At 60.4% G+C, this 14,040-nt stretch carries 12 protein-coding genes; all 12 read right to left on the bottom strand.

Annotated elements, in window-relative coordinates:
* Window positions 1-22: 22 nt before the first annotated feature.
* Entirely contained in the window at window positions 23-427 is a 405-nt protein-coding gene (fliS, locus tag TU82_RS01275) for a flagellar export chaperone FliS (RefSeq protein WP_057721338.1), read from the bottom strand.
* A 140-nt stretch (window positions 428-567) separates the two neighbouring features.
* Window positions 568-1,977 carry a flagellar filament capping protein FliD gene (gene fliD, locus TU82_RS01270; protein WP_057721337.1) on the bottom strand — a complete coding sequence of 470 codons (1,410 nt, stop codon included), beginning with the start codon at window positions 1,975-1,977 and terminating at the stop codon, window positions 568-570.
* Window positions 1,978-2,058: 81 nt separating this feature from the next.
* Window positions 2,059-2,409, bottom strand: coding sequence for a flagellar protein FlaG (locus TU82_RS01265; protein ID WP_057721336.1), 351 nt, complete (start codon window positions 2,407-2,409; stop codon window positions 2,059-2,061).
* 74 nt (window positions 2,410-2,483) lie between these two features.
* Complete coding sequence (locus TU82_RS01260) at window positions 2,484-3,899, bottom strand: flagellin N-terminal helical domain-containing protein (RefSeq protein ID WP_057721335.1); 1,416 nt, start codon at window positions 3,897-3,899, stop codon at window positions 2,484-2,486.
* A gap of 262 nt (window positions 3,900-4,161) precedes the next feature.
* Window positions 4,162-5,091 carry a ketoacyl-ACP synthase III gene (locus TU82_RS01255; RefSeq protein WP_057721334.1) on the bottom strand — a complete coding sequence of 310 codons (930 nt, stop codon included), beginning with the start codon at window positions 5,089-5,091 and terminating at the stop codon, window positions 4,162-4,164.
* Window positions 5,092-5,369: 278 nt separating this feature from the next.
* Window positions 5,370-6,971, bottom strand: coding sequence for a flagellar hook-associated protein 3 (locus TU82_RS01250; RefSeq protein WP_057721333.1), 1,602 nt, complete (start codon window positions 6,969-6,971; stop codon window positions 5,370-5,372).
* A 14-nt stretch (window positions 6,972-6,985) separates the two neighbouring features.
* A complete protein-coding gene (gene flgK, locus TU82_RS01245; RefSeq protein WP_057721332.1) occupies window positions 6,986-9,028 on the bottom strand; it encodes a flagellar hook-associated protein FlgK in 2,043 nt (680 codons plus the stop codon).
* Between the two features lie 10 nt (window positions 9,029-9,038).
* Complete coding sequence (gene flgJ / locus TU82_RS01240; RefSeq protein WP_057721331.1) at window positions 9,039-10,304, bottom strand: flagellar assembly peptidoglycan hydrolase FlgJ; 1,266 nt, start codon at window positions 10,302-10,304, stop codon at window positions 9,039-9,041.
* Between the two features lie 4 nt (window positions 10,305-10,308).
* The gene (locus TU82_RS01235; protein WP_375154649.1) at window positions 10,309-11,418 is read right to left on the bottom strand and encodes a flagellar basal body P-ring protein FlgI; all 1,110 of its coding nucleotides are present in this window, start codon (window positions 11,416-11,418) and stop codon (window positions 10,309-10,311) included.
* 6 nt (window positions 11,419-11,424) lie between these two features.
* Entirely contained in the window at window positions 11,425-12,120 is a 696-nt protein-coding gene (gene flgH, locus TU82_RS01230) for a flagellar basal body L-ring protein FlgH (protein WP_057721329.1), read from the bottom strand.
* A gap of 52 nt (window positions 12,121-12,172) precedes the next feature.
* On the bottom strand, window positions 12,173-12,958 hold the full coding sequence (gene flgG, locus TU82_RS01225) for a flagellar basal-body rod protein FlgG (protein WP_057721328.1): 786 nt from the start codon (window positions 12,956-12,958) through the stop codon (window positions 12,173-12,175).
* 66 nt (window positions 12,959-13,024) lie between these two features.
* Complete coding sequence (locus tag TU82_RS01220) at window positions 13,025-13,765, bottom strand: flagellar basal body rod protein FlgF (protein ID WP_057721327.1); 741 nt, start codon at window positions 13,763-13,765, stop codon at window positions 13,025-13,027.
* Between the last annotated feature and the right edge of the window lie 275 nt (window positions 13,766-14,040).

The following is a 14,040-nucleotide window of genomic DNA, read 5'->3' as shown; positions in this document are numbered from 1 at the left end:
GTGTTCCTCAAGGCCGATGGCCTTATTGTGCGGCGCCTTGGGGTGCAGCGATTGCATCCCAGCCTTCCTTGACGGTAATCAGCAGCTTGGCGACTTCGTCGATCATGTCGGCGTCATTGTGCAGATTGGCTTCCATCAGGCGATTGGTCATGTAGACGTACAACCCTTCCAACTGCTGCACATATTCCTTATTGCCGCCCTTTTCGGCGTCCAGGCCATCACGCAGGCCAATCAGGATGTCGGTGGCCTTGCCCAGCATCAGCCCCTTCTGGGCGATGTCGCCGCGCGCGAGCGCGCCTTTGGCCTGGGCCATACGGTCAAGCCCGCCCTCCATCAGCATCTGCACCAGGCGATGCGGGCTGGCTTCGGAGATTTGCGCGTGGGAATTGACCTTCTGGTATTGGCGAAGGGCTCTCATGGGATTCATGTTTCTACCTCGTGACAGGCAACAGCGAGAAGGGTTGCAGTAACCATTATGTCGACGTAATCGCAAAAAACTTTAACCCGCCGGCCTTAGAAAGAACAAAGCCCAGGTCAACCGACCCGGGCTTTTTCATGCGCATTCAATCAGCTGTCGCTGCTTTGCGATTTACTGATCGCATTGAGCGTACCGAGGATGCTGTTGCTCTGTTGGCGCAGCTGCGCGACCAGGGTGTCCATGGCGGTGTATTTGCGCGTCAGCGAATCCTGCAAGGTGGTCAGGCGCTCATCCAGCGAGGTCTGTTGCTTGGTCAGGTCCTTCAGGCTGTCGGCCAGTGACGTGGTGCGCGTTGCCAGGATCCCGGTGGTGGGCTTGGCATAGGCGTCGGTCGCCGCCGTCAGGCGCGCCAGCAGACCGGTCTTGCCGCTGAAGATACTGTTGATATCCGCAGGATTGCTCAGTACGGCCTTGTCCCACTGCTTGCTGTCGATGCTCAGTGCACCGGTGTCCTGGTCGGTCGTGACGCCAAACTGCGCCAGGGACTTCAAGGTGCCGTTACCGGACAGCGCGTTGAACTCGTTGCGAATCGCCCCCTGCAAGGTGCGCATGGTCGAGTCGCCGGTCAGGGTCGCCGCGATGGAGTTACCGGCGGCATCCTTGGTCACCTTGGTCTCGGCGTTCATGGCCTTGAGCAAAGCGTTATAGGTGTCGACGAACCCCTTGACCCCGGACTTCAGTGAGGTGGCACTGGTGGACACGGAAATCGTCACCGCCGAACGAAGCGGATTGTCTTTATTCGGATCGTTGGCAAGAACGGTCGGCGAGACGGTGAGCAGCTTGATGCTCACACCACTCACCGCATCAGTAATGCTGTTGGTCTTGGATTCGGCAGCAATACCATCAATGGTGTATTTGGCATTCTGCGGAGGAGTCACCACGGTATAGCCGGTATCCACCCCCGAGTTACCCGACATGGTCAAATCCGAACCGACGCCGCCATTGGTGGACGTCAGGATCAGGCGCGAACCGTTGGAGTCCGTCAGGATGTTCGCGCTCAGGCCGGCCGTGCCGAACTGCGAGTTGATCGAGTCACGCACCTGTTGCAGCGTCGCACCCGCCGGCACGCTCAAGTCGAAGTTCTTGCCCGACTGGCTGATCGTCAGCTTCGTTGCGCTGGTGGTGTTATTCACCACGGTCGAGGCGCCACCGGCAAAACTTTTGGTCGACAGCTTCGAAGGCGTTGCCAACTGATTGACCACCAGCGAGAAGCTGCCGTTGGCGGCGCCCGGGTTGGCCGTCATGGTGGCGACCTTTTCATCCGAAGAGCTACCGCTCAAGCCAGTAAAGCTGTTGTCGGTGCTCATGCTGGTCAGCGCACCGCGAAAGGCGTCCAGGGCAGCCTGGATCTTGCCGATCGAAGAAAGCTGGGTGGTCGCCTTCTGCGACTGGAGGTTGATCTGCGCCTGCTTCGGCGCACGCTCGGCATCCACCAGGGATTTCACAATCGCCTGGGTGTCGAAGCCCGACCCCACGCCAGTAATCGTTGTACCCGCCATCATCATTCTCCTGTTGCGGTGGCTGCCGTTATCTTGACGAACAACGCTTCAAGACCTGACAGCAACAAGTTTCATGCCAGCTCAAGCCTTGTCGTCAAACAACACATGACTGGCGCTGGACAAGCTTTGCGCCAGCTTCAACGCGGTTTCCGAGGGGATCTGGCGGATGACTTCACCGGTATCGGTGGCAATCACCTTGACCACAACCCTGTGGGTGGAATCGTCAATGGAAAAATCCAGATTGCGCTGGGCCGCTTGTACGAATTCTTTAATATCAGTGACCGCTTTTTCCAGATCGCCCGTTTGGGACTTATCTGCGGCTGGCGCGGCCGGCTCAACCTTGCTCTTGTCTTTTTCGGCAACCACAGGCGCCATGGAGGCTTGAACGGCCTGGGGCGGATAAGACAGGTTCAGCTTCACATTCATGTCCACGTCCAATCTCCTCTGACTGGAAAAGACGAAAGGGCACGTAAACGCGCCCTTCCGTCAGTTACCAAGCGCCGTGATTACTGAAGCAGCTTCAGTACAGCCGATGGCAGCTGGTTGGCCTGCGACAGGATCGAGGTGGAAGCCGACTGCAGGGTTTGCTGCTTGGTCAGTTCAGCGGCTTCGGAAGCGAAGTCGACGTCCTGAACGGTACTACGGGCAGCGGTGCTGTTTTTCTGGATGTTGGACAGGTTGTCTACAGTGCTGGTCAGACGGTTCTGCACCGCACCCAGGCCCGAACGGGAGCTGGAGATGGTAGCGATAGCCTGGTCGATCACCGAAACAGCGTTCTGAGCCTTGGTGGCGTCGGTCACGTCAGTTTGCGAAACCGAAGTCTTGGCCGAAGCAGCCGAAGTGGCGGCGCCGAAGATACCGGTCACACCAGCGCCTTCCAGGGAGTAGCCCTTGGAGGAGTTCATGTTCACAGCACCGGTAGCGATGATGCCGTCGGCCAGTGCCACGCCAGCACCGTAAGCGCCTGCGCCGTCTTTGGTGGCAACGGTGATGGTGCCGGCAGCGGTCGAAGCGCTGAAGGACAGGTTCTCACCGGTATCGGATTTAACCGACAGGGTACCCTTGGATTCGTCGTAGTTAACGCTGATACCCAGTTTGGCGGAGTTGGACTTCAACTGGTCAGCCAGGCCGGCAGTGTCATTTACGCCAACGAAAGTGGTGGCTTGGCCGCCAACGGTCATGGTGAACGAAGCTGGAGCTGTGGCAGCACCGGCGCCAACCACGAACTGAGCTTCAGTGCTGGCGGTAGCGCTCAGGCCACCGATAGCGCCGTTCAGTTGAGCAGCGATGGTTTTAGCCGAAGCGGCGGCCGCTACAGTAACGCTGGAAGTCTGGCCGTTACCGGTAACGGCGATTGCGCCACCGGCAACACCGGCGCCTGGAGCGATAGCCAAGCTGTTGACTTGCTGCGAACCAATGTTGTTGGCTGCAACGTTGTCCAGGCTCAGGTTGATGGTTTCGTTAGCGTTGGCGCCAACCTGGATGGCTTTGGTACCGTACGAACCGTCCAGCAGCTTCTGGCCACCGAAAGTGGTGGTTTGAGCGATACGGGTCAGTTCCGAAGTCAGAGCCTGGTATTCGTCGTTGTTCGACTTACGGTCGTCGGGGCTCAGGGAGCCGGTAGCCGAGGACAGAGCCAGGGTACGCATTTTTTGCAGAATGTCGGTCGAAGCCTGCATTGCGCCTTCAGCGGTTTGCGCGATGGAGATACCATCGTTGGCGTTCTTCACTGCTTGACCCAGGCCGTTGATCTGGCTGGTGATACGAGTAGCGATACCCAGGCCGGCTGCGTCGTCTTTAGCGCTGTTGATACGCAGGCCGGAAGACAGGCGCTGCATGGAAGTGGCCAGGGCGCCGCCAGCTTTGTTCAGGTTGCCCTGAGTAGTGATCGAAGCAATGTTGGTGTTTACTGTTAAAGCCATGACGAAATCCTCGATGGATGGATACTGCGGCTTCCGGCCCTGGCAACCGCCGGGTGTGGCCTGAGAACCTACGTAATAGTTATCGTCGTGGTAGCCGGTTGCTTGAGGGTTTTTTTGATTTTTTTTACTAGCCCTGTGCCAGCCCTTGCAATTCAAGCAGTTAGCGAGATCAAAAACCCCGGTTTCATTGGCTTTTCTGGCGCCAAATAAAAAACGCCGATGATCTTTCGATCATCGGCGTTTTTATATGACCCTTAAAAAGTCATGGTCGATACAGAATCGCCGAGCCCCAGGACAGGCCCACACCAAAACCGCTGATCGCCACGCGCTTCCAGGTGGCATCCATCACGTGCTTTTCCAGCAGCAACGGAATGCTCGATGACACGGTATTGCCGGTCTCGACCATGTCCTTGATGAACTTGTCCACCGGCGCATCTTCAAAACGGCGCGCCACGGCGTCAACGATGGCCGCACTGCCCTGGTGAATGCAGAACGCATCGATGTCATCGGCCTTGAGATCCGACTCGTCGAGCAGCTCGTGCAAATGCGCCGGCACCTTGAGCAAGGCGAAGTTGAACACCTGGCGGCCGTTCATGAAGAACACGCCGTCGCTGACCTTGAGGTGCGGCGCGCCGGAACCGTCGGTACCGAACTTGGATTTGCCCAGCAACCACGGCGCGTCTTCGCCCATCCAGGTGGCGGTGGCGGCATCGCCGAACAGCATGGTGGTGTTGCGATCTTCCGGGTCGACGATTTTCGAGTACGGGTCGGCGGTAATCAGCAGGCCGTTTTTCAGGCCAGTGGCTTCCATGAAGCCCTTCATCGCGTAAATGCCATACACATAGCCGGAACAACCCAGGGAAATATCGAAGGCGGCCACATGGGTCGGCAGGCCCAGTTTGTCCTGGACGATGGCGGCGGTGTGGGGCAGCCCTTCTTCGTCGCCGTTCTGGGTGACAACGATGACCGCGTCGATGGACTCGCGCTTCAAGTCCGGGTTGCCGGCAAACAAAGCGTTGACCGCCTCGACACACAGATCGGAGGTTTCCTGCGCCGCTTCCTTGCGCGGCAGGAAGGCCGACCCGATCTTGCCAATGATGAATTCCTCATCCTTGGCGAATTTGGCACCCTGGGCGTAGTTATCGATACCGTCCGCCGGCACGTAACTGGCGATGCTTTTTATGCCAATCATTGTGGCTTCCCAATACTAAATAGCTGGAGAACACCTCAGGGCCTGCGCCCGAAGTGCTGACAATAAAAGGGGATAACCCCGAAAAAATTCGCTGAAAGCCGTCCCGCAAGGACCCTGTGACGACTCATCCTTTTCACACGATACAGTGAAGATGCGCTTTATGACTCACAGGTCACTCAATTTTGTGCGCTTTATGCAAAACCCCGCAACATTTCTGCCCCCAGAAACGACAACGGCCTCCCCTGTCGCCAGAGGAGGCCGCTTGCCGAACGCGCCCATTACATGCGGCTGAACAGACTCAATTGGGAGATTTTCACAAACGCCAGCTGGGAGGCCTGCAACATGGTCTGTTGCAGCGTCAGGTTGATCGCCGCCTCGCCCATGTCGATGTTGGCCAGGTCACTCATGGTGCTGGTATTGGCGATCCCCACGCTGGTGTTTTCGCTGGTCTGGATATCCAGGGCATTGCCCCGCGCACCGATGGAACCGCGTACGTTGGTGATCTGGGAACTGGAGTTGGCGAGGTTGCCAATGGACGCGTCCAGCACGTCCTTGAGCTTGATGGTTGCTGCAGGATTGCCGTCAGCCGGCAGCTCCAGCGCTTTACGCAACTGACCAAGGGTATCCAGCGCATTCTGGGTTTTCTGGGTATTGGCCCCCACGGAAAACTGGTCGCCCGGTTGCGGCGGCCCGGCACTGACGTCAAAGGTCACGCCTGCGGCCGTTACCGTGGTACCGCCGCCGGTATCGCCGGTGGCGATGGACTTGCTGTCGCTCGAGTAGGGCTGTGCATACACCTCATAGGCGGTCGCACTGGTGAACTTGATCAGCGCACCGCTGTTGGTCGGAAACGTGCTGGTGTAGTCCGCCTGGCTGGATACGCGGGCACCGGTCAGCTGCGCCGTGGAAGCGTTGCCGGGGGTACGCGAGACGCTGAAGGTATCCGGCTTGGCCTCCAGACTGAAGGAGCGGTCCTTGACCAGCGCATCGGAGTCGGCGCCTGGCGCGACATCCCCCAGATTGAGGGTTATGTCGAACTTCACCCCCCGCAAGGCCACGCTGGAGCTGCCTTCCTTGGTGGAGTCGAAGGTGCCGTTGCCGGCAATCTCCGAGGTCACATCGTTGCCGTTCTTGTCGGCGACCTTGTATTGCGTGCTGCTGGTAAAGGTCAGCTTGTACGGCTGGCCGTCCGCGAACTTGCCGGCGTAGTCGCTGCTCGACGTCACCAACCCGGCCGACAGCGCCACTTTGTTGTCGTTGACCGTGGGCGGCACGGTCTGCGGCACGGGGGCCAGCCACGTGGCCTGGGTACGGCTGGAGTTGGCCGCGCCTTCCAGGATGGTCTTGCCGGTATCGCCTGCATTGACCCTCAGGGTATTGGAGACCTGCAGGCTCAGCGGCGTTTCGTCGCCCTGATAGCTGTAAGTGCCATCGTTGTTGCGGCTGTACGGCGGGGTCTGGGTCTTGGAGCCGGAAAACAGGTAGTTACCGGAGGAATCCTTGCTGTTGAGCAAGCCCAGGACCTGATCCTCAATCGCGCCCACTTCACTGGCAATCGAGCGTCGATCGGCGTCGCTCACCGAGCCGCCGGCACGCAAGGCCAGTTGCGTGGCGCGCTGCAACGCATCATCGATCGAGCCCAACACGCTTTCTTCGTTGGTCAGCGAATTCTTCAGACTGGTGATGTTGCCGTTGAACTGCCCCAGCATGTCTTTCTGCTGCTGCAGCAGCAACAGCCGCGCGGCCGCCACCGGATCATCCGCCGCGGTTTGCACGCGCACGCCGGAACTGGCTTGTTCCTGGGCCTTGACCACGCCGGAATAGTTATCCGAATACTTGGCCGAGCTGGTTTCGAAATATTGAGCGGTGGAAATACGCATCGTCCCAGACTCCCTTAAAGACTATTGATCAGCGTGCTGAAGGTTTCTTGCGCAGCCTTGATGATCTGCGACGACGCGGTGTAGTACTGCTGGAACTTGATCATGTCGCCCGCCTCTTCATCCAGGTTGACCTGGGACACCGAGTTGCGCGCATCCTGGTTGGCCTTGAGCAGTGCGCCGGTGGCGCTGGTGTCGGTATTGGCCGAAGCGGCTTTGGCGCCGACCGTGGAAACCAGGCGGCTGTTGGCCGTCACCAGGCTCACGCCGCCACCGGCATCGGCCAGGCCGACCGTGGCTTTGGTCTGCAGGTCGAGCAACGCCTGGGCGTTACGGTTATCCGACTTGCCCGAGGCGTTGAAGGAAAACGTGGTGCTGTCGCCATTGGCGGGCGCACCGCCGATGGTGGTATCGAACTTGAAGCTCTTGGCCGGCACCAGCAGCGCGCCGTTGGCATCGCGCATCGGTACGTCGACGGTGATCTTGTTGCCCTGACCGGGAACGATGGTGCCGGTCCCGATCGAATTACCCTGGGCATCGTTGAGGGTGTAGCCCTGGGTGCCGTCAGCCGCAGGCTTGCCGAAGACCATCTTGACCGGCATCGAGTGTTCAATACCGGTACGCAATTGAGCGGTGTCGGCGCCGCCATGAATATCGATCGGCAGCGTCAGGGACGGCGGCGTAAAAGTGCCGGTGCCCTGGTTGGTCTTGCTGCTTTCACCCAGCAAGGGCGCTGCAAAGGCAATTTTATTGGCGTCCGTCAGCTCGGTGCCGATAGCGCTGGCGCCGTTGGCGGTGGGGCTGACCTTGAAGCTGTCCCCTGCCGCCATCGGGCCCTTGCCATCCAGGGCCAGGGTGAAACCTTCGATGACCGGCGGCGGCGTGGTATTGGTGTCGAACGCGCCCATGGCCTTGCCGTCGGAACGCATCACGGTGTAATTGTTGCCGCTGGTAAAGGTGACTTTGTAGTCGTAGGTCGACAACTTGCTCGCGTCGCTGATGCTCACGTTCAAGTTGCCCGAGCCGCTGCTGTTGCCCATTGCGCCCTGACTGCGCTGGGCGATGGCGGCTGCGCTATTGATGTCCTTGAACAAGGACGAGCCGAAGTCGCCGTTCAGGTCCAGGCCCTGGCCCAACTGGCTGTTGACGGTATCGGCGGTCGCCAGGGCGATTCGCCCCAGGTCATTGATGGCCGGCATCAGCGCGTCGCTGCGATAACGCAACAGGCCGCCGATGCTGCCGCCGCTGAGCACGTTACCCAGGTCGATCGCCGTACCGCCGCCGGCATTGAGCACGATGGTGTACTGGCTTGGGTCGCTGTTGCTTGAGACCGCCGAAATCGTATTGGACTGATCGCCCAGCACCAGGGATTGGCCAGTGCCGGTGCTGACGCTGAACACGCCGTTTTTTTCACTGGTGGTCACGCCGACCAGTTCATTGAGCGAACGCACCGCTTCGTTGCGCGCATCCAGCAGGTTGGCCGGGGCGCTGCTGGCGGAGCCCTGGGCCAGGGTGATCTGCTTGTTCAGCGAGGCAATCGAGGTGGTCAACTGGTTGACTTGATCACTCATGGTGCCGAGTTGACCGTTGATCGACTGTTTCTGCTCGTTCAACTGGCCGGAGATCGCGTTGAAACGGTTGCTCAAGGTCTGGGTGTTGGTCAGCAGCACTTGCCGGGCGGATACATCGCTGGGGTTGGCCGCTGCGGTTTGCACAGCGGTGAAGAACGCACTGAGCACCGACGACATGCCGGTGGTCTTGTCCGACAGGGTCTTGTCGATGGCGCTGGCCTGGCTGGCATAGGCCTTGGCATCGTTGCTCAGCGCCGTACTGTTCTGGTAGGCCGCATCGAGGAACTCGTTATACACCCGGCGCACATCCGCCAGGGTCGTGCCGCTGCCGATGTACACACCGCCGTAGGGGTTGTTGGCATTGGCATTCTGCGTGGTCTGCTGACGCGAATAACCCGAGGTGTTGGCGTTGGCAATGTTATTACTCAAGACCGACAGCGATCCTTGAGCGGCATTGAGTCCTGACATCCCGATACTGAGCAAACTCATGGTTCAGACCTTATAAATGTGTGGTTGCGCCAGCGGCAGCGTAGTTCTGGTAACTGTTCATGTTTTTGGCGATCTGCGAAATCTTGCTGGCGTAGGCCGGGTCGGTTGCATAACCGGCTTTTTGCAACTCGCGTACAAACTGTTCCGGGTTATCGGCTGATTTCACGACTTCTTTATAGCGATCATTGCTTTGCAGCAGGGTCACGAGGTCATGGAAGCTGTCCTGATAGGAGCTGTAGGAGCGGAACTGCGCCGTCTCCTTGACCATCGCGCCGTCGCGAAACTCGCTGGTGATCGCCCGCGCCTGGCCGCCCTGCCAGCTCTGGCCGGCCTTTATGCCGAACAGGTTGTGGCTGCTGCTGCCGTCTTCGGCGCGCATCACCGATTTACCCCAACCGGTTTCCAGGGCGGCCTGGGCCACCAGGTACTTCGGATCGATGCCGATCCGCGCGGCGGCGGCCTTGGCCATCGGCAGCATGGTGGCGACGAATTCGTCCTGCGAGCTGAAGGCCTTTTTCGCCGGTGCCAGCGGTGGCTGGGCAATGGCGCGGCCGTACACCTGCATCTTGCCGCTCGGCACGGCAACGCTGCGGGCGCTGCTGTTGACCACATTGTCAGCGGCGGCGCTGTTGCGCAGTGGCGCGACCTTGGCCTCGACCTGAGTGCTCGGCACGATGCCCGCGAGCAGGCGGTCGGTCAGTTTGCTCGGCAAGGCGATACGGCGCTGGTTCATCAGCTCCATGTCGTTGCTGTGGGACGCGGCGGCACCGGCCTGTGGCTCGGCGACGCGGTAGGCCCACAACGGACGCTGGCCATTGGAGCGCCCCAGCGGCCCCTCGGCCTGGGTGCCTGCGGCAATTTCAGTCGGCACATCGACCTTCTTCACCGCCTCGGCCGAGGCAGGGCCCTGCAAGGTGGCCGCCTGGGCGTCCACCGGCTTGTTCTTCTGCATCTGGCGCATCAGCACGTCGGCCAGACCGATACCCCCGCCTTCGCGGGACATCGACACCGCCAATTGCTGGTCGTACATTTCCTGGTACTGCTTGGCCGCAGGCGTGTTCATCGGGTTGTCCTTGCCCAGGACCTCGGTGGCCGAACGCATGGACTTGAGCATCTCGCTCAGGAACAACGACTCGAACTCCTGCGCAACCTTGCGCATGTTGCCGTCGCTGTTCTTGTCGTCGCCGACCTTGAGCTGGTTAAGCCGGTTCAGGTCGGAGTAGGACCCCGAGTCCGCCGTGCTGGTAAAACCGCTCTTGCGCATATCCATGACCATGGCCTCAGATCACGATCAGGTCGGCTTGCAGGGCGCCGGCCTGTTTCAGGGCTTCGAGGATCGCCATCAAGTCGCCGGGGGCGGCGCCCACCTGGTTCACCGCGCGGACAATCTCATCCAGGGTGGTACCGGGGCCGAACTTGAACATCGGCTTGGCTTCCTGCTGGGCATTGACCCGCGAACGTGGAACCACGGCAGTCTGGCCATTGGACAGCGGCCCGGGCTGGCTGACGATCGGGTCTTCGGTAATGGTCACGGTCAGGCTGCCGTGGGTCACCGCCGCCGGCGAGACCTTGACGTTCTGGCCGATCACGATGGTGCCGGTGCGCGAGTTGATGATGACTTTGGCCACCGCCTGGCCGGGGTCCACCTCCAGGTTTTCCAGGATCGACAGGTAGTCCACGCGCTGGCTTGGGTCCAGGGGTGCGGTCACACGCACCGAACCGCCATCGATGGCCTGGGCCACGCCAGGGCCGAGCATGTCGTTGATCTTGTCAACCACGCGCTTGGCGGTGGTGAAGTCGGAACGGTTAAGGTTCAGGGTCAGGCTGTTGCCCTGGTTGAAACCACTCGGCACGGTGCGTTCAACCGTGGCCCCACCGGGGATGCGACCGGCCGACGGCACGTTGACGGTGATCTTCGAACCGTCGCGGCCTTCGGCGTCGAACCCGCCCACCACCAGGTTGCCCTGGGCGATGGCATAGACGTTGCCGTCGATACCTTTGAGCGGCGTCATCAGCAAGGTGCCGCCACGCAGGCTCTTGGAGTTACCGATGGACGACACGGTGATGTCCACCACCTGCCCCGGCTTGGAGAACGCCGGCAAGTCGGCACTGATCGACACCGCCGCGACGTTTTTGAGCTGCACGTTGCCCGACCCCGCAGGGACCTTGATGCCGAACTGCGACAGCATGTTATTGAAGGTTTGCAGGGTGAACGGGGTCTGGGTGGTCTGGTCACCCGTACCACTGAGACCTACCACCAACCCGTAGCCGATCAACTGGTTGGAACGCACGCCGGAAATGCTGGCGATGTCCTTCAGGCGTTCGGCCTGGGCGACAGCGCTCACGCAAAGCAGGAATGCCGCCGCCAGCAGGGGTTTGAAGTTCAAGATGGCCACCTAGAAAGGGAACAGCGGGCTAAGGAAGAAACGGTCGAACCAGCCCGGCTGGCTTGCATCGGCAAACGAACCCGTACCCGAGTAGGTAATCCGTGCATCGGCAATCCGCGTCGACGGCACGGTGTTGTCGGTGGCAATGTCATCGGCGCGCACCATGCCGGCAATGCGCACCAGCTCGTCGCCGGTGTTGAGGGTCATCCACTTTTCACCGCGTACGGCGATGATGCCGTTGGGCAAGACGTCGGCCACGGTCACGGTGATCGAACCGGTCAGCGTGTTGCCCTGGGCCGCCGCGCTTTTGCCGTTGGTGGCACGGTCGCCGCTGTAACCGGCGTCGAGGCTCAGGTCACCACTGCCCAGCGGGTTATTGGTGTTGGGCACGCCGCCGAACAACGACGTCAGGCCCAGGCTGGCCTTGCTGGTCTTGCCGATCTGCGAGTTGGCGTTCTTGCTGGCCTGGGTACGCTCGTTCAGGGTAATGGTGATGATGTCACCGACCCGGAACGCCTTGCGGTCGCTGTACAGGTTCTGCTCGAAACCGGCCTGGTAGATCGAGCCATTGTTGGCCGCCGCCGGCAACGGCGTGCGCGGCAACACCGGCGCGTAGTACGGGTCATTGGGTTTCGGCGACGGGGCGACACAGCCCGCAAGTACGGCGATCCCACTCAATGCCAAGACAGAAACAAAGCGATTCATGACCCTAACCTCACGGTGTTGCAGGCGCTTTCGAAGGCGCCCCATAGACTGATTACAGATTTTGCGTAACGAACGAAAGCATCTGGTCGGCGGTGGAGATCACCTTGGAGTTCATCTCGTAGGCGCGCTGGGTGGTGATCATGTTGACCATCTCCTCGACCGTGCTGACGTTGGAGGTTTCCAGGGTGCTCTGCAGCGTGGTGCCGAAACCGTTCAAGCCAGGGGTGCCGATTTGCGGCGCGCCGCTGGAGGCGGTTTCCAGGAACAGGTTGTTGCCCATGGCCTGCAGGCCGGCCGGGTTGATGAAGTCGGCGGTTTGCAGGTTGCCGATCACTTGCGACGCCGGGTTGCCGGCCACGGTGATGGACACGGTGCCGTCGTTGCCGACGGTGAAGGTCTTGGCATCTGCCGGAACCACAACGGCAGGCTCCAGGGCAAAACCGTTGGCGGTCACGATCTGGCCGTTGGAGTCCAGGTGAAAGGTACCGTCACGGGTGTAGGACGTGGTCCCATCCGGTTGCAGGATCTGGAAGAAACCACGGCCGTTGATCGCCATGTCCAGCGGCTGGCCGGTCTGTTGCAGGTTACCGGCGCTGAAGTTTTTCTGGGTGCCGACGATCTGCACACCGGTACCCAGTTGCAGACCCGACGGCAGTTCGCTGTCCTGGGTCGACTGGGCGCCCGGCTGGCGCTTGATCTGATAGAGCAAGTCCTGGAACTCGGCGCGATCACGTTTGAAACCGGTGGTCGACACGTTCGCCAGGTTGTTGGAAATGGTCGTCAGGTTGGTGTCCTGGGCGGACAGGCCTGTCTTGGCAACCCATAGAGCCGGAAGCATGCTGTTCTCCTCTGTGCGCCTGTTTGTTGGCGCCGCGTTACACAATTAGAATTCGGGGGTCGCCTGTCAGCTCATCTGCATGACGCGGGTCATGGCCTGGTCGTCTTCCTTGGCGCTGTTCATCATCTTGATGTGCAGCTCGAACTGCTTGGAAAGCGCCAGTACCGCGGTCATTTCCTCAACGGCATTGACGTTGCTCGCCTGCAGGAAGCCCGAGGTCAGCTTGACGTTCGCGTCGGCCTGGGCCGGCTGGCCATCCTTGGTGTGGATGGTGCCGTCCAGGCCTTTAGTCATGTTCTTGAGGTCGGGCTGGACCATCTTGATGCGGTCCACTTCGGCCATCACTCGCGGGCCTTCGCCCATGGCGCGGATGCTGATGGTGCCATCAGAACCCACTTCGATTTTCTGCTGCGGCGGCACGGCAATCGGGCCGCCGTTGCCCATGATCGGCATACCGTTACCGGCTCGCAGCACGCCCAGCGCGTCGACGTTCATGCTGGCGCTGCGCACGTAGGCTTCGCCGCCATCCGGGGTTTGCACAGCCATCCAGCCGTCGCCGCTGACGGCCACGTCCAGGTCACGCCCGGTTTCGATCATCGCGCCGGGGGTGAAGTCGGTGGCTGGCCGCTCGGTCAGGGCAAAGGCCCGCGCCGGAAAGCTGTCACCGAACACCGGCATCGAGCGCGCCTGCTCCAGGTCGCGCTGGAAACCGTTGGTGGAAATGTTCGCCAGATTGTTGGCATGGGCCTTCTGCGCCAGAGCATTCTGGCTGGCGCCGGTCATTGCCACATAAAGGTACTTGTCCACGCTCTATCCTCTTTCTGACGGACGCTTGCCGCCCACCGTTGTACTGAGGAGGCTTAAGCAATTTGCGAACCAACTTTTAAAAAGAGGACGAAGTCCAGGCGCGGCGGGGGTTTATGCGAAGGTGTTTGAAAACAGGGAGGGAGGGAGAGTCGAAAAAACGGCGGACTACTGCCGCTTTCGGCAACGGCGCAATTTAAATGTGGGAGGGGCTTGCCCTAATGCCAGTCAGTAAAGCGAACAAAATGCTCAAACCTGCGAAGATCCACTGTGGGAGG

The sequence above is a fragment of the Pseudomonas orientalis genome, assembly GCF_001439815.1.
Taxonomy (GTDB): Bacteria; Pseudomonadota; Gammaproteobacteria; order Pseudomonadales; family Pseudomonadaceae; genus Aquipseudomonas; species Aquipseudomonas orientalis.
The sequence above is the reverse complement of the archived record's forward strand: the minus strand, read 5'-3'. Positions and strand labels throughout refer to the sequence as shown.